The sequence below is a fragment of the Vibrio sp. LQ2 genome (assembly GCF_023920125.1).
GTDB classification, from domain to species: domain Bacteria; phylum Pseudomonadota; class Gammaproteobacteria; order Enterobacterales; family Vibrionaceae; genus Vibrio; species Vibrio fluvialis.
Genome location: NZ_CP085308.1, coordinates 133444 through 154575, shown reverse-complemented (window position 1 = coordinate 154575; position 21132 = coordinate 133444). Strand labels below are relative to the sequence as shown.

Annotated in this window: 21 protein-coding genes; 10 read left to right on the top strand and 11 right to left on the bottom strand. The window is 53.3% G+C overall.

What is annotated here, in order from left to right; translation table 11 throughout:
- Positions 1-27 precede the first annotated feature (27 nt).
- The 9 genes from LGV68_RS00830 to LGV68_RS00790 form a co-directional block, all read right to left on the bottom strand.
- Entirely contained in the window at positions 28-1545 is a 1518-nt protein-coding gene (locus LGV68_RS00830; RefSeq protein ID WP_171933804.1) for a tripartite tricarboxylate transporter permease, read from the bottom strand.
- A 1-nt stretch (position 1546) separates the two neighbouring features.
- Positions 1547-2062, bottom strand: a complete 516-nt coding sequence (locus LGV68_RS00825; RefSeq protein ID WP_020331284.1) for a tripartite tricarboxylate transporter TctB family protein — start codon at positions 2060-2062, stop codon at positions 1547-1549.
- A gap of 82 nt (positions 2063-2144) precedes the next feature.
- Positions 2145-3152, bottom strand: a complete 1008-nt coding sequence (locus LGV68_RS00820) for a tripartite tricarboxylate transporter substrate binding protein (protein ID WP_100267508.1) — start codon at positions 3150-3152, stop codon at positions 2145-2147.
- Between the two features lie 43 nt (positions 3153-3195).
- On the bottom strand, positions 3196-4029 hold the full coding sequence (locus LGV68_RS00815; RefSeq protein WP_252536038.1) for a class III extradiol dioxygenase family protein: 834 nt from the start codon (positions 4027-4029) through the stop codon (positions 3196-3198).
- A gap of 4 nt (positions 4030-4033) precedes the next feature.
- Positions 4034-4387, bottom strand: a complete 354-nt coding sequence (locus LGV68_RS00810) for a protocatechuate 4,5-dioxygenase subunit alpha (protein ID WP_020331280.1) — start codon at positions 4385-4387, stop codon at positions 4034-4036.
- A 10-nt stretch (positions 4388-4397) separates the two neighbouring features.
- Entirely contained in the window at positions 4398-5267 is an 870-nt protein-coding gene (locus tag LGV68_RS00805) for an amidohydrolase family protein (RefSeq protein ID WP_233958530.1), read from the bottom strand.
- A gap of 53 nt (positions 5268-5320) precedes the next feature.
- Positions 5321-6388 carry a 4-oxalomesaconate tautomerase gene (locus tag LGV68_RS00800; protein WP_208552226.1) on the bottom strand — a complete coding sequence of 356 codons (1068 nt, stop codon included), beginning with the start codon at positions 6386-6388 and terminating at the stop codon, positions 5321-5323.
- Complete coding sequence (locus LGV68_RS00795; RefSeq protein WP_024373787.1) at positions 6381-7058, bottom strand: 4-carboxy-4-hydroxy-2-oxoadipate aldolase/oxaloacetate decarboxylase; 678 nt, start codon at positions 7056-7058, stop codon at positions 6381-6383. Before LGV68_RS00795 ends, LGV68_RS00800 begins: the two co-directional genes overlap by 8 nt.
- A gap of 16 nt (positions 7059-7074) precedes the next feature.
- The gene (locus LGV68_RS00790; protein ID WP_222748541.1) at positions 7075-8100 is read right to left on the bottom strand and encodes an amidohydrolase family protein; all 1026 of its coding nucleotides are present in this window, start codon (positions 8098-8100) and stop codon (positions 7075-7077) included.
- 155 nt (positions 8101-8255) lie between these two features.
- Between LGV68_RS00790 and LGV68_RS00785 the strand changes: the two genes are divergently transcribed.
- The 9 genes from LGV68_RS00785 to LGV68_RS00745 all read left to right on the top strand — a co-directional run bounded on the left by LGV68_RS00785 (position 8256) and on the right by LGV68_RS00745 (position 17719).
- A complete protein-coding gene (locus LGV68_RS00785) occupies positions 8256-9476 on the top strand; it encodes a LysR family transcriptional regulator (protein WP_020331274.1) in 1221 nt (406 codons plus the stop codon).
- 155 nt (positions 9477-9631) lie between these two features.
- Positions 9632-10126 carry a hypothetical protein gene (locus tag LGV68_RS00780; protein WP_020331272.1) on the top strand — a complete coding sequence of 165 codons (495 nt, stop codon included), beginning with the start codon at positions 9632-9634 and terminating at the stop codon, positions 10124-10126.
- Positions 10127-10150: 24 nt separating this feature from the next.
- Complete coding sequence (locus LGV68_RS00775; protein WP_020331271.1) at positions 10151-11104, top strand: Gfo/Idh/MocA family oxidoreductase; 954 nt, start codon at positions 10151-10153, stop codon at positions 11102-11104.
- Positions 11105-11108: 4 nt separating this feature from the next.
- Positions 11109-12110 carry an aldo/keto reductase gene (locus LGV68_RS00770; protein ID WP_055453155.1) on the top strand — a complete coding sequence of 334 codons (1002 nt, stop codon included), beginning with the start codon at positions 11109-11111 and terminating at the stop codon, positions 12108-12110.
- Between the two features lie 136 nt (positions 12111-12246).
- Complete coding sequence (locus LGV68_RS00765) at positions 12247-13281, top strand: TRAP transporter substrate-binding protein (protein WP_020331269.1); 1035 nt, start codon at positions 12247-12249, stop codon at positions 13279-13281.
- A 24-nt stretch (positions 13282-13305) separates the two neighbouring features.
- Entirely contained in the window at positions 13306-13878 is a 573-nt protein-coding gene (locus LGV68_RS00760; RefSeq protein ID WP_038128948.1) for a TRAP transporter small permease, read from the top strand.
- An 11-nt stretch (positions 13879-13889) separates the two neighbouring features.
- Positions 13890-15170, top strand: coding sequence for a TRAP transporter large permease (locus tag LGV68_RS00755; RefSeq protein ID WP_230857686.1), 1281 nt, complete (start codon positions 13890-13892; stop codon positions 15168-15170).
- 11 nt (positions 15171-15181) lie between these two features.
- Complete coding sequence (gene pobA / locus LGV68_RS00750; RefSeq protein ID WP_252536037.1) at positions 15182-16435, top strand: 4-hydroxybenzoate 3-monooxygenase; 1254 nt, start codon at positions 15182-15184, stop codon at positions 16433-16435.
- Positions 16436-16459: 24 nt separating this feature from the next.
- On the top strand, positions 16460-17719 hold the full coding sequence (locus LGV68_RS00745; RefSeq protein WP_055453153.1) for a gallate dioxygenase: 1260 nt from the start codon (positions 16460-16462) through the stop codon (positions 17717-17719).
- Positions 17720-17780: 61 nt separating this feature from the next.
- Here the strand turns inward: LGV68_RS00745 and LGV68_RS00740 are convergent, their stop codons facing one another.
- Together LGV68_RS00740 and LGV68_RS00735 are read right to left on the bottom strand one after the other, a co-directional pair.
- Positions 17781-19733 (bottom strand): DNA topoisomerase III, encoded by a 1953-nt coding sequence (locus tag LGV68_RS00740; RefSeq protein ID WP_222749338.1) that lies wholly within the window; start codon positions 19731-19733, stop codon positions 17781-17783.
- Positions 19734-19838: 105 nt separating this feature from the next.
- Positions 19839-20174 carry a Grx4 family monothiol glutaredoxin gene (locus LGV68_RS00735; protein WP_020331262.1) on the bottom strand — a complete coding sequence of 112 codons (336 nt, stop codon included), beginning with the start codon at positions 20172-20174 and terminating at the stop codon, positions 19839-19841.
- 331 nt (positions 20175-20505) lie between these two features.
- On the opposite strand from LGV68_RS00735, the gene sodB reads away from it, so the two are divergent.
- Positions 20506-21090: a superoxide dismutase [Fe] gene (gene sodB / locus LGV68_RS00730; protein WP_020432486.1), complete on the top strand. Its 585-nt coding sequence runs from the start codon at positions 20506-20508 to the stop codon at positions 21088-21090.
- The last annotated feature ends 42 nt before the right edge of the window (positions 21091-21132 follow it).

Genomic DNA, 21132 nt, shown 5'->3' with positions numbered 1-21132 from the left:
TAATAATGTATTCGGCGACGAGTTAGGTTATTTGGCGACGGATTTGCTATACAGGCATCGCCCTTTGTATTTCTTCCAAATCGGAGTTTGCGACAGATAGATGAGGGCAATCATCACCGCCAGCACGCTTGAAATCGGGCTGGTGAAAATTCCCTGAATCAAACCAATCACGCTGTCCTGCTCCGCCAGCATGGCACGGCGCCAGTTCTGATCCATCAAGCTACTGAGGATCACGCCGAGAATGACGGGAGCAATCGGGTAATTGTACTGACGCATGAAGTAGCCCAGAATCCCAAAGGCCATCATCCACCACACATCCGTGATCGAGTTGTTGATGGCGTACGCCCCGACCACCGACAACACCACAATCAGCGGCATCAGGATGCCTTTCGGGCAACTGACCAGTTTGCTGAACACCTTGATGCCCGTCAGGCCAAAAATCAGCACGAAGATATTGGCCAGCGTCAGGTTACCGACGGTAAACCAGAAGATGCTTGGGTTCTCAGCCAGCAACAGCGGGCCAGGGTTCAGACCATGGATAAACAGCGCGCCGATAAAGACCGCCGTCACCGCATCGCCCGGAATACCCAGCGTCAGCATCGGAATGTAAGCGCCGCCGACGGCCGCGTTGTTGGCAGACTCCGGTGCCACCAGACCTTCCTTCGCGCCCTGACCAAACGGCACTTCCGGATTTTTGGTGGTACGTTTTGCGTAGTCGTAGGCCATCAGCGAAGCAATGTCCCCGCCGGTGCCCGGCAGTGCGCCGACAATCACCCCCATCAGGGACGATTTGATACTCAGTGGCAGATAACGACGTACGTCCATCCAACCGGGAATGATTTTAGTCAGCTTCTGTTTAATCACGGTTTTATCGATGTTGTGCAGTTGGCTCAGCACTTCCGACAAACCGAACATGCCGATCATCACCGCAATCGGGTTAATGCCATCCCACAACTCGACAACACCGAACGTGAAGCGCTCTTCCGCCGTCATCGGGTCAAGACCAACCGTCCCGACCAGAATCCCCAGCGCGCCAGTAAACATGCCTTTGGCGAAACTGCCGTTGGAGAGCGAACTGATGAGCATAATGCCCAGCATGCCAATCATCAGGTAATCACGTGGCTGAAACTGAATGGCAAACGTGCTGACCAGCGGCGCCGCAAACGAGAGCACCAGAATGCCGACAAAGCCGCCAATCACCGACATAATGGTGGTCAGGCCGATTGCGCGTCCGGCTTCGCCTTTTTCCGCCAACGGATAGCCGTCCAGTGCAGTCGCAATCGCAGATGGCGCACCCGGAATATTAAGCAGGATTGCCGTTCGCGACCCGCCGTACACACCGCCCATGTATACGCCCACCATCAGGCACAGCGCGTTATTAAGATCCCACGGGAAGGTAAACGAAATCAGGATCGAGACGGCCATGGTCACTGACAGTCCCGGAATCGCGCCGATATAAATGCCGAGAAACGTACCGAGCGCGGTGAGCGCCAGTAAGTTGAACGATGTCCAGGACATCAAGAAATAGTTTAGAGATTCCAACATGTTATGCGCCTCCCTTCATCAGTTGTGACAGATAAGAAAGCAGTTCTGCTTCAGGGAAAACCCCTTCTGGCAGAATAACCAGAAACACTAAACGGAAGACGATGTAGATCACCACCAACGCGACTAATGCCATACCGATGGCACTGGTTAAGCGGCGCTTGTGCAGGAAATAGAGCGCGACAGTGAGAAAAATCAGCGCTGAAACAATAAAGCCGACGCTCTCAAGGCAGAGTGAAAATACCCCGATCAGCGCCATCATAAAGACGACATTACCCGGTAAGACATGTTTGAAAAACTGCGTCACCGCGGCTGGAACCGCCGCCTTCTTCCAGCTTTCCCACAGCGTGAGCGCTGAAAACACTAACATGATTGCAGCCGCACTCAGCGGAAATGAACCCGGTGAACTGAGTGTGTACAAATCAGAAATAAAAAAGGCTTGATACAGCAACACAAGGCTCAATACGACCATTAACGCGTTAAATACCAATTCACCCGGCTTTCTGGATTTAACATCCATGGCAAATCTCCTCGATAGTCCTTTTTATAAAGTGTACGAAGCCACTGGCATGCTCCGGCATGCCAGGGTCGCAGTAACACTGTTACTTGCTGATCTTTTTAATATTGAATTCTTCAGGCGAGTGTTTGGCGATGCCAGAATCGTAGACAATCCACGAAGCGACAGAGCGGAACCGTTCCAGATAGTCGTTCGCCGCGTCTCCGGACAGCCCTAGGAAGGTAAAGCCACGTTTCGTGACCAGATCTTTAAAATCTGCGCTGGCCGCAGATTGGTTGAAGGCTTGCGACAGCTTTTGCACAGCCTCATCCGGCGTGCCTTTTTTCACAAAGATGCCAAAGAATGAACTGTATGGTAGCTGCGAGGCGAGTTCCGGATAGAAGTCCGTCACCGGCTTAACCCCCGGCAGTTCCGGATTAGCGGTTTTGTCCATCAGACCGATGATCTTCATCTGCCCCGCACGCAGGTACTCTTTCGCCGGGCCATAAGAGGTCGGCATCACATCAATGGCGTTGCCCAGCAGCGCCGTCATCCCCGGACCATCGCCGTTGTATGGAATATTGGTGACTTCAAAGTGTTCCTGGTTTTGCAGAATCGCCAACAGAATCGATGGCAGACCGCCCGGCCCGGTTGAACCGACTTTGATCTCTTTCGGATGCGCTTTCGCGTAGTCGATGAACTCTTTCACGTTGTCGTAAGGCGCATCATTGCGCGCCACGATAATCGAAATACCCTGAGCCAGAATCGAAATCGGCACCATATCGCTGTAGTCGATATCAGCCAGTCCCATCACTTTATACAGCTGAGGGTTTTCAGCGCCCATCAGCAGTGTGTAGCCATCGGCGCCACGCGCGTTAACGTATTTGGTCGCAATCGCCCCGACCCCGCCGCTACGGTTGGTCAGGATCACATCGGTACCCAGCAGCTTTTCTGCTTCCGGCGTCACCGAGCGCATGATGCTGTCCGTTGCACCGCCTGCGCCCCATTGAATGATGCCCTGAATGTTCTTGTTCGGGTAATCCGCGGCCATCGCCAGCGTCGACCCCATCATCATCGCGCCAACGGCAAGGCGCTTGAAGTAAGAGTGTTTCATAATCTCGTCCTGTATTTATATTTTAATGAAATTAATGATTTAACTACTCAAGTAACAACAATCCGGCTCCCGTGTTGGAAATCGGTATATGGTAGTTGCTGTGTTTCACGGTCAGCTGCGGGTTGAGCACGCCGCGCATTCCGAGCCACATGATCAGCTCAGGTCCCTGAGAACCGGCCTGTTCAACCAAATCACGAATGGTCAGTTTGGTTAACGCTTCGGGTTCGTTAACAATCTTATCCATGCAATAAAGGTCAAATTCCTTGTTGATGAAGCCGGCACGCTCGCCATCCAGCTGATGCGATAAACCGCCGGTACCCAGCACCACCACTTTCAGATCTTTGTCGAAGCTGCGAATCGCATCGCCCATCGCTTTGCCAAGGTCGTAGCAACGTTTTGGCGAAGGCATCGGATGTTGTTCAACGTTGATGCACACCGGAATCACTTTGATGTGGTCGTATTGGTAACCGGGCCACATCAGTTGCATCGGTATCGTCAGACCATGATCGACTTTCATCTCCTGACAGATAGTGATGTCAAATTCCTTATCGACCAGTTCATTACAGATGTGCCACGCCAGTTCCGATTCACCACGAATGGTCGGAATCGGCTTTATCCCCCAGCCTTCATCCGCATTGTGGTACTCTTCCGCCACGCCGATAGCAAACGTCGGTTTACGGTCAATGAAAAATTCCAGACCGTGGTCGTTATAAAAAATCACTGCGACATCCGGTTGCTTTTCTGCCAGCCATTCACGCACGGGTGGATAAGCAGCAAAAAATGATTTCCAGTACGGCGTGTCTTGCAGGCCTTCATCGATCGCTTTGCCGATTGCCGGAATATGTGATGTGGTGATCCCACCTAAAACTTGAGCCATCTGCTTATCTCCCTGCATCCACCAGCTTCTGTTTAAACGCTTCGACACTCATGCCTGTCTGCAATGCGCCGATATCCTGCATGTTCATGCCCAACGCTCCGGCGAACTTCGCCAGATAGTAAATGTTGCCACCCAGCTCAATCATGCGCAGCAGGTCGCGCTCGCGAACCGCCTGCTTCTGCTCGTCAGTCAGACCAAAGCGGTCGCAATAAGCCATTTCATCGCTGAAAAACGCTTCACGCGCAGACGCTTCGTTGAGCGAGTAACACATTTTGTTGAGGCCATAGCCCTTGCGCGCCATGTGACCATCGAAAAACGTGGTACCAAAAATGGGCACTTCATTTTTTACATACGCCATGCTCAGTTCCTCATTTCCAGTACAGTTTCATGGGGTTGGTCACCAGCAACGTTTGTTGCAGCGCTTCGGTTGGGGCAATGCGCGGAATCACATCCACCAGATGGCCATCATCCGGCATGTGCGATTTCATGTTCGGATGCGGCCAGTCAGTGCCCCACAACACTTGATTAGGGAAGTGTTCCACCAGATAGCGGGCAAATGGCACCACATCGCTGTAATCCGGCGGCGTTTGTGTCAGGCGCTCTGGGCAGCTCACTTTGGTCCAGATGTGTGGATTGTCTGCCAACAGCCGGGCGAATTTCTGGAAGTTCGGATGATCGACACCCAGTGCAACGTCCGGGCGGCCCATGTGGTCGATGACGATTTGTGTGTCCAGCTCAAGCAGGAATGGGGCGATGTCGTCAAAATCCTGCGCTTCGAAATAGACCACAATGTGCCAGCCAAACGGGCGGATTTTTTCTGCGATACCGAGGAACACCTCTTTAGGCGTCGCATCGACCAGACGTTTCACAAAGTTAAAGCGCACGCCGCGCACACCCAGATCATGCATGTGTTGCAGCTCTTGTTCGGTGATGTCGGGAGAAACCACCGCCACACCACGCGCTAAATCCCCCGCGGTTTCCAGTGCGTCCAGCAGTGCGGCGTTATCGGTGCCGTGGCATGACGCCTGCACAATCACATTGCGTGCAAAACCGAGATGATCGCGCAGTGCAAACAGCTGATCTTTTGACGCATCACACGGCGTGTATTTGCGCTTCGGCGAATACGGGAACTGATCGCCCGGGCCAAACACGTGGCAATGCGCGTCGACCGCCCCGGCTGGCGCGACGTATTGCGGCTTACTTGGGCTGGGATGAAAGGGTAAGTAGTCTTTATCCATGTTTCTCGTCCTTATTATTCTAATCTTTCGTCAGTTTCACGCGGATGTGGGGGTTAACGGCCAAACACCACACCATCAAACAGTTTGCGAGCAGTTCGCAGAATGGCAGCGCTCTTGACGTTGTCGTTTCCATCCAGCGTTACCACCACACTGAGCTCTCCGCTCGGATGCTCAATGCTGAGTGTCATACGCTCACTCTTATCTACCTTAGCGACTCGGGCCGCAGGCGACCCCGGCAGCAAACACGCGGTGGCCACGCTCACTGCTCCCAGGACACCAATCGCGTCATGGCAGCGGTGAGGAATAAAAGTGCGCGTATTGATGGCACCACCCGCTGAAGGCGCGCTCACGATACTCATTTTGGGCACGGACAATTCCGTCACATCACCCAGATTCATCAAGGGTCCGGCTTTGAGCCGCAGCTGTTCGAGTTGTTGGCGCAGCTCTTGATTGCTTTCCAGCTCCTGCGGCGTTTCGCAGCCTGACAATCCGAGTTCTTCGGCCAGAACCACCACCACCGGCATGCCGTTGTCGATCAAGGTGACCTGCAGCCCGTTGATCTCATCGACGGGATTACCCGTTGGCAGCAGCGCACCACAACTTGAGCCTGCCGTGTCCTGAAACTCAATCTCGACAGGGCTTGCCATGCCGGGCACGCCATCAATACGGGCTTCTCCCCGGTAACTTACCTGACCTTGCGGAGTTGGAATACGGCATACGGCAATTTGCTCCGTGTTTTCCATAAACACAGTGACATCCGTCACTCCGTTTTGCGCGGCGACCAGACCATGCTCAATGGCAAACGGTCCAACACCCGCCAAAATGTTGCCGCAGTTCTGCTTATCGGTGACCAGAGCCTGGTCAACGAACACTTGCAGAAACAGGTAATCCACATCCACGCCAGTACGTTCAGAAGGCTTTACCACCGCCACTTTCGAGGTCAGTGGATTCGCGCCGCCCATGCCGTCGATCTGTTTGGCATCCGGAGAACCCATGACATCCAGCAGAAAGGCGTCACGCGCTACGCGCTCCTGCGGCAGATCCGACGCAAGAAAATAGCCGCCTTTTGACGTTCCGCCGCGCATCCACATGCAGGGTGCACAAAGTGGCTGCTCAGACATACTTGAGGCCTTCTTTTTCCAAGCGGCCGCGCATCTCATAGATATCCAGCCCCAGTTCGCCATTGGCTAAACGCACGCGTTTGGCTTCTTCACGCGCTTCACGGGCACGGGCTTCTTCCAGAACCAAGGCCGCTTCTTCGCGGCGCACCACACAGACGCCATCGTCATCGGCAACAATCACATCGCCCGGGTTGATCACTTCATCGGCACACACAATCGGTACGTTGACCGCCCCCAGAGTGGCTTTGATGGTGCCCTGCGCGAAAATATGTTTTGACCACACCGGGAAATTCATCTGCTTGAGTGTGCGGACATCGCGCACACCGCCATCAATAATGAGGCCAACCACGCCACGCGACTGCGCAGAGGTTGCCAGCAAGTCACCAAAGAAACCGTGGTTAGACGGCGACGTGGGCGCAAACACCAGAATGTCACCGGCCTTGGCTTGTTCCATGGCCACGTGCATCATCCAGTTGTCCCCTGCCGCGCCGGAGATAGTCAGTGCCGAGCCTGCCACTGAGACATCGCTGTAGATTGGGCGCATATAATCGGCCAGCAGGCCTTTGCGGCCCTGCGCTTCATGCACCGTTGCCACACCACATTTCGCCAGCCCGGCAATGATCTCCGGGTCAACACGTTCAATATTCTGCACTACGACGTTATTACTCATCGTTCTTACTCCTTGGTTACGCTTTGCTTAGCTGCGCGTCTAAGCGGCTGAAAACACGGCGCGCGTTGCCTTCGAAAATCTGCGATTTCTCTTCGGCACTCAGCTTGGTGTTGGCGTCGATATAACGTTTGGTGTCATCGAAGTAGTGGCCGGTTTCCGGGTCGATACCACGCACGGCACCAATCATTTCTGAGGCAAACAGAATGTTTTTGGTCGGAATCAGGTCCAGCAGCAGGTCGATGCCTTTCTGGTGATAGACACAGGTATCGAAATAGATGTTGTTCAATACCGACTCTTCCAGCGGTGGCAGGCCCATGTCCTGCGCGATACCGCGGAAACGACCCCAGTGGTAAGGCACGGCGCCACCGCCATGAGGAATGATGATTTTAAGTTCCGGGAAATCTTTGAAGACATCCGACATCAGCAGTTGGCTGAATGCGGTGGTATCGGCACCCAGATAGTGTGAACTGGTGGTGTGGAAACAGTGGTTACAGGCGGCACTGACGTGAATCATGGCCGGCACATCCAGCTCGACTAATTTCTCATAAAGCGGGTAAAAGTTGCGGTCAGCCAGTGAGGCATCTTGCCAGAAGCCGCCCGTGGTGTCGGGGTTGAGGTTACAGCCGATAAATCCCATCTCCTCCACACAACGCACCAGCTCAGGAATCGATTTGCTTGGCGTCACACCCGGTGATTGTGGCAACTGTGCGACTGGCGCAAAGTTTGCCGGGTAAAGGTCACAGACACGGCGAATCAGGTCATTCTGATGCTCGGTCCAGTAACGGCTGGTGTATTCATTACCGATGTGGTGTCCCATCCAGCTGGCGCGAGGTGAGAAAATCGTTAAATCGGTACCGCGCTCACGCTGCAGACGCAGCTGGTTGTTCTCGATACTTTCACGAATCTCATCATCGCTGATGTGAATGGCCCCTTTCTCGCCACGATAGGCCGGGTCTTGTTTCAGCGCCGCCTTTTGCGACTCACGGTAATCCGCCACCTGAGGCGGCGTGGTGGTGTAATGTCCATGACAATCAATGATCATACTTAGTCTGCTCCCTGGTCACTAAGCAATTGGGCTTACTCAATGCGTGGATCACAGTATTTACATCTTGATTACCTTTTGCCATTTCAATTTACACCAACGGTATTGGTTTTTGATATAGTGAGTTCATACAGGATAAAAACATTACGCATGATATGGACAAGATTCCCAACCTACGACACCTGGTCGCGTTTGTGGCGGTGGTCAAACATGGCAGCATCAGCAAAGCCTCGGAAAGCATCTTTCTCTCCCAGCCCGCCATCACCCAGGCACTGGCCAAAATTGAGAAGGAGCTCAAAGCTTCGTTGTTTGAAAGAAAGACGGATGGCATGAATCTCACGCCGGAGGGAGAACTGTTCAGCTTTCGAATTGAACGCGCGTTGGAAATGCTCAATCAGGCGATCAAAAAGAACTATCGGCTGGATAAAACCTCCGGCAGCCCCGGTTCTCCAAGCCTGTTTGCCGTCACCACCACTCAGCTTCGGGCGCTGGTTGCGGTCTCAGAAGCGCAGAACTACTCGGCCGCCGGACGCAATATTGGCGTATCGCAATCGTCACTCTATCGGGCGTGTAAAGATCTGGAAGAGTACATGGGCACCGTGCTGTTTGAAAAAACCAGCCTTGGCGTCAGCCCGAGTAAAGCGGCACAAAGCCTCAGCCGTGCTATCAAGCTGGCTTTTAACGAGATTAATCAGGGCATTGCCGAGATTGATGCCAACAACAACATCAGCTCCGGCAGCATCATCGTTGGTAGTCTTCCGCTGGCCAGAACCTGTATTTTGCCCAATGCAATCAATGAGTTTACTGAGATTCGTCCAGATTTTAACGTCAGTGTGCTCGATGGTTTGTACGAAGACTTACTTGAGCATTTACGCCGCGGCGAACTGGACGTTATCGTCGGCGCGCTGCGCTTTCCGATGCCCTCTTATGACGTGCACCAAGAGACGCTGTTTTTCACCTCGAACGTCATTCTGGCACGCAAAGGCCATCCGCTTGGCCAGCTGAAAAAGCCCGTGACACTGGATGATTTGTGCCGTTACGGCTGGGTGGTATCACGCAAAAACACCCCTGGCAGAACCATGTTCGAACAGCTCTTTACCACTAAGGAGCACGTGCTGCCGCAGCAAATCATTGAAGCCAGTTCGCAGATGCTGGTGCGCGAAATTGTGGTCGGCAGCGACAAACTGACCATGCTGCCCAAGCATCAGGTGCACCGTGAATTGAGCGACGGTGCGTTTGAAATCATCCCGTATGATACCGAGCAGCAAAAGCGCGCCATCGGCATCACGATTCGTAAAAGCTGGCGCGGCACGACAGCGCAAGAAGCCTTCATTGATACCATTCGGAAAATCGGTCTTTCCCTGATTAAGCTATAAGAAATTGATATAGGCTATCCACTATTGGCTATTCAAAATTTGAATAGCCAATACTAAATTCTAATTATCCCCCTTCTTAACAGTTTGCTAACTTTTCTATCAACGAAAAGTTTTCAATACACTCCATTAACATAATTTCGATTCAAGGACTGTGTATGCCAAAGATATCGCGACTGGCCTTCATCGGTTTTGGTCACACCGCAGAACGCATGCTGAAGCTTGGGCTCAATCGCCCCGACCGCATCATTACCGCCTTCGACCCGAATGCGTTGCAGGACGACACCTGCAAAGCCCAGTTGGAACGGTTTATTTTCTGTGGCGTCCAGGGCTGCTTTTCTGTCGCGGATGCCATGCACAGCGCCCATCTGGTGCTGCTTTCAGACAGTGAACAAGACTTATCGCCTTGGCTGAAGGAGCTGAAAAGCCACATTCAACCCGGTCAGATCGTCGCGGATTTACGCACTCACGGCGACGACAAATCTCAGCTCAAACAAGGGGTCGAGGATTCGCAGGCCATTTACCTCGACGGCCAGCTGCAAGTCGATGGCAGTGAACTGGCGATTGCCAGCACTCAGACCGAAGCGATGCTGGATATGCTGAAATCACTGGAAGTCTCACCCCATCAGATTGCGGTCAGCCGCCGTGTTTAAACCACATTATAAAAAGGAAGAAGTATGAATATTTGTGTCGTTGGTGCCTCTGGAGCTTTTGGAACCAAACACCTTGAAGCACTCAGCCAGATTGATGATGTTCAGGTCACCGCGCTGGTGGGTAGCGAAGTCGATAAAATGACGGCGCTCGGCAAACAATATCCACACGCGGTGATCAGCGACAGCCTGAGCGAAGCACTGAAACTCGACAATGTGGATGCGGTGATTCTGGCAACGCCAACCCATCTGCATGCCAGTCAGGCAATTGAATGTCTCGAAGCGGGCAAACACGTACTGGTTGAGATTCCGATGGCCGACAACATCGAAGATGCACGCCGTTTAGTGGAAACTCAGCAGCGCACCGGTCTGGTGGCCGTAGCCGGTCACACTCGCCGCTTCAATCCGAGCCATCAGTGGATTCACAATAAAATTGCCGCGGGTGAACTGCACATTCAGCAAATGGATGTTCAGACTTATTTCTTCCGCCGCACCAACACCAACGCCAAAGGCGAAGCGCGTACCTGGACGGATCACCTGCTGTGGCACCACGCTTGCCATACGGTCGACCTGTTCCAGTATCAGACCGGCGAATCTGCCAGCCAGCTACAAGCCATGCAGGGACCGATTCATCCGCAACTCGGTATCGCGATGGACATGAGCATCGGCATGAAAGTGCCATCCGGCGCGTTGTGTACGCTGTCGCTGTCGTTCAACAACGACGGCCCGTTCGGCACGTTCTTCCGCTACATCTGTGAAGAAGGCACCTATCTGGCGCGCTACGACGACCTGTATGACGGCTACGAAAACCCGATTGACCTGTCAGGCGTTGCGGTATCCAACAACGGTATCGAACTGATTGACCGTGAATTCATCGCCGCCATCCGTGAAAAGCGCGAGCCAAACTCGTCCGTGCTGCAATGCCTGAGCGCGATGGAGACGCTGCACAAACTCGAACAGCTGCTGGAAAACAACGGGTAAGGTTATGAAACGCATCGGACAACTCACCAGTCGCGCCGTCGGATTAGGCTGTATGAATCTCTCACATGCCTACGGTCCGGCGACACCGGAAAAACAGGCAGCACAGCTTCTTAATCAGGCGCTGGATTTAGGGTACGACCATCTCGATACCGCGACGTTGTACGGTGCGGGAGCCAACGAGTCGTTGCTTGGCCGCGCAGTCATGCACCGTCGCCGCGAGTTTCTGCTCGCCAGTAAGTGCGGCATGTATATGGATGCACAGGGCAAAAAACGCATCAGCGGCGATCCGGCGCTGATTCGCCAGCAGTGTGAAGCGAGCTTACGCCGCCTCAACACCGATGTGATCGATCTGTACTACCTGCACCGCTGGGACAAAGTGATTCCGATTGAAGAGACCGTCGGTGAGCTGAGTCGCTTGGTGGACGAAGGTAAGATTCGCGAAATCGGTCTGTCTGAAGTCTCGGCGCAGACGCTGCGTAAAGCGCACTCGGTGCATCCGATTGCCGCGGTGCAGTCCGAATACTCACTCTGGACGCGCAATCCGGAAATTGCCCTGCTTGATGCCTGCCGCGAACTCGACACCACACTGGTGGCGTTCAGCCCGCTTGGCCGCGGCATGCTCACCGGCACGCTGAAAAGCACCGACGCGTTCACAGAGAAAGACATTCGCCGCGCTATGCCACGCTTTGATGAGAGCAATTTTGCTCACAACCTGGCACTGATTGAAGGACTGCAAGCGCAACTTGAGGAGTGGCAACAGGCCGGTTTATTGGAGATGAACCTGGCCCAGTTGTCACTGAGCTGGCTGAACAGCCAGCCCGTGGAACTGGTTTCGATTCCGGGCACCACCAATCTGGCGCATCTGGCTGAGAACATCGCGGCCAGCGAGCAGTCGCTCAGCGCAGAGATTGTATCGGCGCTGAGCGAGATGATTCACTCCGCCAATGTTGCCGGCCCGCGTTACAACGCCGCGACACAAAAGGAAATTGATACCGAAGAATTCTGAGTAATACAGAACACTCGCAAGGAGGCGAACGACGGACATTCTGTCAGTCCGTCGGTGCCCGTCACCACGCCTGCTGCGAATCACCGGATTTACCACCGGACAAACGTGAAAACAAACAAAAGTATGGATGCGAATAATGAAAAAGATAACAACTCTTACCTACGCTTGTGCACTGGGCACTCTTATCGCTGCTTCATCCGCTCAGGCTGCTGACGTTACGCTGCGCTTTGGTCATTTCTGGCCTGCCGTCTCGGCGGCGCAGAAAGACATCTTTCAGGCTTGGGCGGATCAGGTGAAACAAGATTCCGACGGTCGCATCAAAGTCGATATCTATGCCAGCTCCATGCTTGCCAAGCCGCCTGCACAGTACGATGCCGTAAGTCACCAAATCATCGATGTGACGGCAACCGTTCAGGGCTACACAGCAAACCGTTTCCCGCTGACCCAAGTAGTGGAACTACCGGGCGTGGTCAAAACCGCAGTGCAGGGTTCGTGTGTGATTCAGAGTTTGTATAACGAAGGTTTGATCGCCTCAGAATACAAAGACACCAAGCCTCTGTTCCTGTTTACGCACGGTCCGGGCATGCTGCATACCAAAGATAAGAAGGTCGAAAAACCGGAAGATCTGGCTAACCTGCGCATCCGCCGCCCAACCTCCGTGGTGGCCAGTTTCCTGGAAAAAGTCAAAGCGCTGCCGGTCGGCATGCCAGCCCCAGACTCTTACCAATCGCTGCAACGCGGCGTGATTGACGGTGTGGCGCTGCCTTGGGAAGGCGCGACAGTATTCAAAATCAATGAACTGGCGAACAACCACACCGACATCGGTGGTCTCTACTCGCTGGCGTTTATCGTCACCATGAACAAAGACGTCTACAACCGCCTCGACCCGCAACTGAAAGCGGTAATCGACAAAAACTCCGGCATGTCCTGGTCACTGAAATCCGGCGAATCATTTGATGCACTGGACAGCAAGGGGATGGCGGAAGCGAAGAAGATGGGTGACAACATTTACACCGTGAGCGACAGCGACATGCAGAGCGAATGGAAACCGGTACTCGATTCCGTGACTCAGGATTACCTCGACGCTCTGGAAGCCAAAGGTCTGCCAGCGAAAGCGGTCTACAAACGTGCGATGGAACTGTCTTCGGGCAGCTGTGCGAATCCGGCCTGATGGCCGGACTCCGGGAGTTATCTCATGACTGTACTCAAGAATTTTATTAACCGGGTGTCCCAAGTGATGCATGTGTTCAGCGGTGTGTTCCTGATCGGAATGATGCTGGTAACGCTGCTCGATGTGGTGACACGCACGCTTTACGGTTTGAGTGATGGCGGTATCGAGTTGACCTTCGTCGGTGGTGTGGAACTGATTAAATACGGCTTGCTGTTTACCGTGCTGTTTACGCTGCCACAGTCGGTGGGTGACTCTCAGGTGGTAGTCGACCTGTTTACTGAGCAGATGTCTGACCGCAGCAAAACGTATCTGGAATCTTTCTATCTGCTTGGTTTTGCCCTGTTGGGGGCCGGTATGACCTACCGCTTCTATTTAGCAATTGAAGGCGCGGTGATGAGCGGCGAAACCACTCAGGATCTGATGATTCCGATGCCGTGGATCTACCGCATCGTGGTGTTCGCAACGACTGTGCTGACCCTGCGCTGCCTGATCCTGACCTGGGACATGATTCGTCATCATCAGCCTAAACAGACCAGCGGAGAGCCGCAGTCGTCTTCGGCTTCACACTCCAATCATCAGCATAAAGAGGTGTTGTAATGGATGCGTCAATGATAGGTTTTATCTGCATCGCAATCATGCTGATTATGATCGCTTTTCGTGCCCCCATCGCGCTGTCGATGGCGGTGACCGGCTTCGTCGGCTTCGCGTCCATCGTCGCGTTTCAGCCAGCGGTGGCGATACTCGACAGCGCGCCGTTTGACGCGCTTTCGAACTACAGCTTCAGCCCGATTCCGATGTTCATTCTGATGGGGGTCTTTGCCTCCAAAGCCCGCATGTCGCAAGAGCTGTTCAATGGCGCAAAAACGCTGTTCGGTTCGTGGCGCGGCGGTATGGCACTGGCGGCCGTCACGTCGTGCGGTATCTTCTCGGCAATTTCCGGGTCTTCGCTCGCCACCGCGGCCAGTATGTCGCGCGTCGCACTGCCGGAAATGAAACGCAACGGCTACTCAGTCTCACTGGCGACGGGCACACTGGCGGCTGGTGGCACACTGGGCATCATGATCCCACCGTCGATCGCGCTGCTGCTGTACGCGCTGATCACCGAGCAATCGGTCGGTGACATGTTCATCGCAGGCGTGATTCCAGGTCTGCTGGGCTTGGCGCTCTACTGCGTGGCCGTTGCTGTCACGGTGTGGATTTTCCCGAACCTGGCGACGCCGGGCGAGAAAACCACATTGATGCAGAAGATCATCGGTCTGAAAGGTCTGCTGCCATTTACCGCCATCTTTGCGTTTATCATTGCCGGTATCTACGCAGGTTTCTTTACGCCGACCGAAGCGGCGGCCATTGGTGCTGCGCTGACACTGGTCATCGCGTTGATTCGCGGCATGACCTGGGCGATGTTCCTCGAAGCAGTGAATGAAACGCTGTCTATTTCAGCGATGATTTTCTTCATGATCATCGGCGCGGAAATCTTCGGCTTCTTCCTGTCGGTATCGCGTATCTCCTACTCACTGGTCGACTATGTACAGAGCCTCAATCTATCACCTTACATGGTGCTGTTTGCCGTGCTGATGCTGTTCATTCTGCTGGGTTGTGTGATGGACAGTATTGCAATGCTGCTGCTTACCGTGCCAGTCGTTTTCCCGCTGATTCAAGCGGCAGGTTTTGACCCTATCTGGTTCGGTATCGTTGCGGTCATCACGGTGGAGGTAGGCCTCATCACTCCCCCGGTCGGCATGAACGTGTTTGTCATCAAATCGCTCGATAAAGACCTCAACATCACCGACATCTTTAAAGGCGTGATTCCGTTTGTCCTCTCCGACGTGGTTCGTCTCGGATTACTGATCGTGTTTCCATCACTGGCACTGGCGCTGTTACCTCATTAAAGGAGCTGAAAATGAAAACCTTAAAGACTCAAGTTGCCATTATCGGCTCCGGACCATCGGGGTTGCTGCTTGGCCAGTTGCTCAATAAACAAGGCATTGACAATGTCATCGTTGAACGCAGCTCTGCGCCGCATGTGCTGGGTCGTATTCGCGCCGGCATTCTCGAACAGGGCTTTGTCGACCTTTTGCGTGAAGCGGACTGTCACCAGCGATTGGATGAAGAGGGCCTCGTTCATCATGGTTTCTTCATCAGTGTGGAAGGCAGAAAGCAGCACGTTGACCTCACTCGCCTGACGCAAGGCAAAGTGGTGACCTGTTACGGCCAGACCGAAGTCACCCGCGATCTGATGCAGGCGCGCGAGCAATCCGGCCAACGCAGTTTTTATTCCTCGCCGGTGACCAAGCTGCACAACCCGGAACACGGCCTCGCCAGCGTCGAGTTTGAAGCGGACGGCGAAACCTATCAGATCGAATGTGATTTTATTGCGGGCTGTGACGGCTACCACGGCATCTCCCGCCCGAGCATCCCCGATGAAATTCGTACTGAGTACGAGCGCATCTATCCGTTCGGCTGGCTTGGCCTGCTGACTGATACACCGCCGGTGTGCGACGAGCTGATTTACTGCAAACATTCTCGCGGCTTTGCGCTGGCGAGTCAGCGTTCTGAAACCCGCTCACGCTACTACCTGCAGGTGCCCAACAGCGAGAAAGTGGAAGACTGGAGCGATGAGCGTTTCTGGGAAGAGCTGAAACGCCGCCTACCCGCGGCAGAAGCAGAGAAACTGCTGACCGGGCCGAGCATTGAAAAAAGCATCGCGCCGCTGCGCTCATTTGTGTGTGAACCGATGCAGCACCGTAATCTGTTTCTGGTCGGCGATGCTGCGCATATCGTGCCGCCAACGGGCGCGAAAGGCCTGAACCTTGCCGCTTCCGATGTCGCTGCGCTTTATCAGGTGCTGAGCGCTTACTACGCCGGTGAACCGCGCAAAGTCGTCGAGCAATATTCGGATGTGTGCCTGCGCCGCGTGTGGAACGCCGAACGCTTCTCCTGGTGGATGACCAGCATGTTGCATCATTTTGACAGTGAGTTGCAGGACCAACGCTCATTCGTCGAGAAGATGGCTGATTGTGAACTGGAATTTTACTTACACAGCGAAGCTGGCATGAAGCTCATCGCCGAACAGTACGTCGGTTTACCGTATGAACAGATTCAGCACTGCGACACAAAAAAGCCTCAGGCTGAAACCGTCAGCAGCGCTCGCTAACCCTGATTACAAGGAAGATACAACATGGCCAGAATTATTGGCGGTATTGGCGCCTCTCATTCACCGACCATTGGTTATGCAAAAGACACCAACAAGGACAACGATCCGGGTTGGAAGCCCATTTTCACTGGCTTCAAAGTGGTGCAGGAATGGGTAGAGCAACAGCAAATCGATGTGCTGTTCATGATTTTCAATGACCACATTACGTCATTCTTTTTCGACCATTACTCCCCGTTTGCGCTGGGGGTCGACGATGAGTACCGCACCGCGGACGAGGGCGGCGGCGCACGCCAGTACCCGGCCGTCAAAGGCCATCTAGAACTGTCGCGTCACATCGCCAACTCACTGGTCGCAGATGAGTTCGATCTGTCTGTGTTTCAGAAAAAGCCGCTCGACCATGGCTGCTTTTCACCGCTGTCGATGATTTCGCCGCAGACCAGTGGTTGGTCAGGCACCATCGTGCCGCTTCAGGTCGGCGTTTTGCAGTTCCCCATTCCGAATGCCAAACGCTGTTATAAGCTGGGTAAGAGCCTGCGCAAAGCGATTGAGAGTTTTCCGGATCCCGATCTGCGCGTGGCCATCGTTGCGACAGGCGGCCTGTCGCATCAGGTGCATGGCGAGCGCTGCGGATTCAACAACACCGATTGGGATCAGCGTTTTCTGGATATGCTGGAAGAGACGCCAGAAGCATTAGCCGACATTCGTCTGGCGGAATACGCCGAACTGGGTGGTATGGAAGGCGCAGAAGTCATTATGTGGCTCATCATGCGTGGCGCACTGTCCGACAAGGTGAAGAAGGTGCACAGCGCTACCTATCTGCCTTCGATGACCAACATCGCCACGGTGATCTTTGAAGATCTCGGCAATAGTTTTGACGACGCGCAGGCCGAGCAATACCGTCAGCACATTCAACATGAAATTGCGGGGGTAGAAAAACTGCCCGGCACCTACCCGTTTGGGCTGGAGAGTGCACATCGCGCCTATCGTCTGAATGACTTTCTGCATCGCCTGATTGAGCCTGCGCACCGCGAGCGCTTTAAACAAGAACCCAAAGCTCTCTTTACAGAATTCGGTTTAACCGAACAGGAACAGACCATGGTGGCGGAAAAACAGTGGATTGACATGATTCGCTACGGCGTGAGTTTCTTCCTGCTGGAGAAACTGGGCGCAGTGGTGGGCGTGCCGAATCCACATATCTACGCGTCTATGCGCGGCGAGGACATCGACACATTCCAGAAATCGCGTAACGTGTCGATGAACTACTCCGTCTCGGGCGGCAAATAATTTGCTCAAGGTTCACTCGACTCTCCCCTGAGTGGGCCTTTCTTCATTTCTTATCGTCACGCTAGGTGCGACTTTGTCCTTTCGGCTGACTTCGGTTGCTGCTGGGACGGCGTTTACGCTTAAACGCAGGACGTTCTACTTTCGGCAGTGAACGCAATGATTCCGGTACTGGCCCTGTTTTGACCTGCGCCATCAGTAGATCAATACGTTGCTGTAGCGCCTGCATAAACGGCTGATAGGCCTGACCACGTTCGGCCATGGCTTGCAACTGATGCTCCCAGTGCGCCGTCATATCCGGATAGGTCGCATCCGATGGTAGCGCATGAATCAGGCCACGTCCGGCCGCCGAGCTTTTAATCAGCTTACCTTCGCGTATGAGTAGCTGACGCTTGAACAGCGTATCGAGAATGCCCGCGCGGGTTGCTTCCGTCCCCAAACCATCGGTTTCACGCAGAATTTTTTTCAGCTCTTTGTCTGCCACAAAACGAGCAATGCCCGTCATCGCCTGAAGTAACGTTGCCTCAGTAAAATGACGCGGCGGCTCGGTTTTGCGATCTTTGATTTCACCTTCACGACACGTCAGCACCGTTCCGACTGGTAGCGGCGGTACGGTATCCACGCCCTCTTCCTGTTCTTCTTTCTGACCCGTCAGGGTTTTCCAGCCAGCCGACAGCAGTTGGCGCCCTTTAGCGACAAACATGCCGCCAGCGATGTCAAACACCAACTTGGCTTCGGCATACACCGCTGGCGGATAAAACTGCATCAGATACTGACGGGCAATCAGCTGATACACCTTCATTTCATAGCTGGAAAGCGCATTGACTGAGGCCTGCTTGGGCGTGGGAATAATGGCATGATGCGCGTCGACTTTGGCATCGTTCCACGCTTTGGATTTACGCGATAAATCGGCGTTAGCCACTGCGCTTGCCAGTTCGTTGGCATTATTGGCGATGGCCGCCGTCACGGAAGGCGCCTGCGCGAAATGTTCTTTGGGCAGGTAACGACAATCGGAACGCGGATAGGTAATCAGTTTGTGTTTTTCATACAGCGACTGACAGGTATCGAGCACTTGTTGCGCACTCATGTTAAAACGCTTCGCCGCATCAATCTGCAACGCCGACAATGAATAGGGCAGCGGCGCAGACTGCTTGGTCTGGTTCTGCTCCGATTCCACCACTTTGGCGGGTTGTCCGGCGATGCGACTGGCCACGTTCTCCACCAGTTTTCGGTTGAACACGCGGCCTTCTTCATCCTGCCAGGGCTTGCAGGCGTCACTGGGCTTCCAGCGCGCGCGAATATCAAATGCGCCATTGGCATCCTGATAAGGAATCAGCGCATCCAGCGTGAAGTAATCGCGTGGCACGAAGTTTTCGATCTCTTCATCACGGCGCACCACCAACCCCAGCACCGGCGTTTGCACTCGTCCGACCGAGAGCACACCCTGATAACCCGCTTTCTGGCCGAGCAACGTGTAAGCGCGCGACATGTTCATGCCATACAGCCAATCGGCCCGTGAGCGTGCCAGTGCAGACACAGAGAGAGGAATAAAATCGCGGTTGCTACGCATCGAGGTTAATGCACGCTTCACCGCTGGCAGGTTCAAGTCACTGATCAGCAGCCGCTCCATCGACTCTTTTTTGCTTTTGGCCACTTTGCAGTAGTCAATCACTTCATCCACCAGCAGTTGCCCTTCACGATCCGGGTCTCCGGCGTGGACGATTTGACTGGCTTCTTTCAACAGTTTGCGCACCACGCTGAGCTGCTTACTGGCCGATTTACGCGCACGCAGTTGCCACTGCTCGGGCACAATAGGCAAATCGGCCAGATTCCACTTTTTGTAACGCTCGTCGTAAGCATCCGGTTCCACCTGCTCAAGCAGATGGCCGATGCACCACGTCACCACGTCACCATTGGCGCAGCGGATAAATCCTTGATCTTTCTTGTGCGGTTTTGGTAACGCATCGGCAATCGCGCGGCCAAGGCTGGGTTTTTCTGCAATGAAGAGACGAGTCATAGCGTTCAGTGTCTGACGACCAAAAAATTAAGGCCACATTATCGAATGTGGCCTTAATAAATCAAGTAAAACTGTGATTTTATACAGTATTTTTACTGCTCAGAATCACTCTTCGCTGCTTGCTGCGCGAGCGGCGGCTTCTTTGATCAGTGTCTGAAGTTCGCCTTTTTGGAACATCTCGATGATGATGTCACAGCCGCCAATCAGTTCACCTTCAACCCAAAGTTGTGGGAACGTTGGCCATTGAGCGTACACTGGCAGTTCAGCACGGATATCCGGGTTTTGCAGGATATCAACGTAAGCAAATTTTTCACCACAAGCCATCAGTGCTTGTGAAGCTTGAGAAGAGAAACCACAGCTAGGCAGTTTTGGTGAGCCTTTCATGTACAGAAGGATCGCGTTCTCTTCAATTTGCTGTTTGATTTTGTCGATGGTTTCCATTGCTTCCTCTTAATGGATTTCAAGTTTCATGGCGCCCATTCTAAATCATTAGTAGAGAATAAAAAGCACATTATCATTATGGTTATAGCATCCGTTTCGCGGAATCGGCAAATTTACACAGTGCGCCTTGCCTTTCGCGTCTCATCGGCCTACTTTGCCTAGAGTCGCTTTCACTATCTTCGGATGGATAAACGATTTTTCTCAAGATTGGGGTTTTAATAAAGTAAAAACTTGCTAAAATAGATCGCAAGTCAGTCGTATCGACGAATATAAAATAACACTGGAAGCAATCGAAAGAGGTAACTCTTTCATCTATATGGAGAATCGAGCAATGGCATTTGAATTACCAGCTCTTCCTTACGCTAAAGACGCACTGGAACCACACATCTCTGCAGAGACTCTTGATTACCACCACGGTAAGCACCACAACACTTACGTTGTTAAGCTGAACGGTCTGATCCCTGGTACTGAGTTTGAAGGTAAAACTCTGGAAGAGATCATCAAGACTTCAACTGGCGGTGTATTCAACAACGCAGCGCAAATCTGGAACCACACGTTCTACTGGCACTGTCTGTCTCCAAACGGCGGCGGCGAACCAACTGGCGCAGTAGCGGATGCAATCAACGCAGCATTCGGTTCTTTCGAAGAGTTCAAAGCAAAATTCACTGACTCAGCAATCAACAACTTCGGTTCATCTTGGACTTGGCTTGTGAAGAAAGCGGATGGCTCTCTGGCTATCACTAACACTTCTAACGCAGGTACTCCACTGACTGAAGAAGGCGTCACTCCACTGCTGACTGTTGACCTGTGGGAACACGCGTACTACATCGATTACCGTAACGTACGTCCAGATTACATGAACGGTTTCTGGGCTCTGGTTAACTGGGAATTCGTTGCAGCTAACCTGGCTAAATAATCCTGTATAGGATAAAAAGCAATCGATTCTAAGCCTGCAATT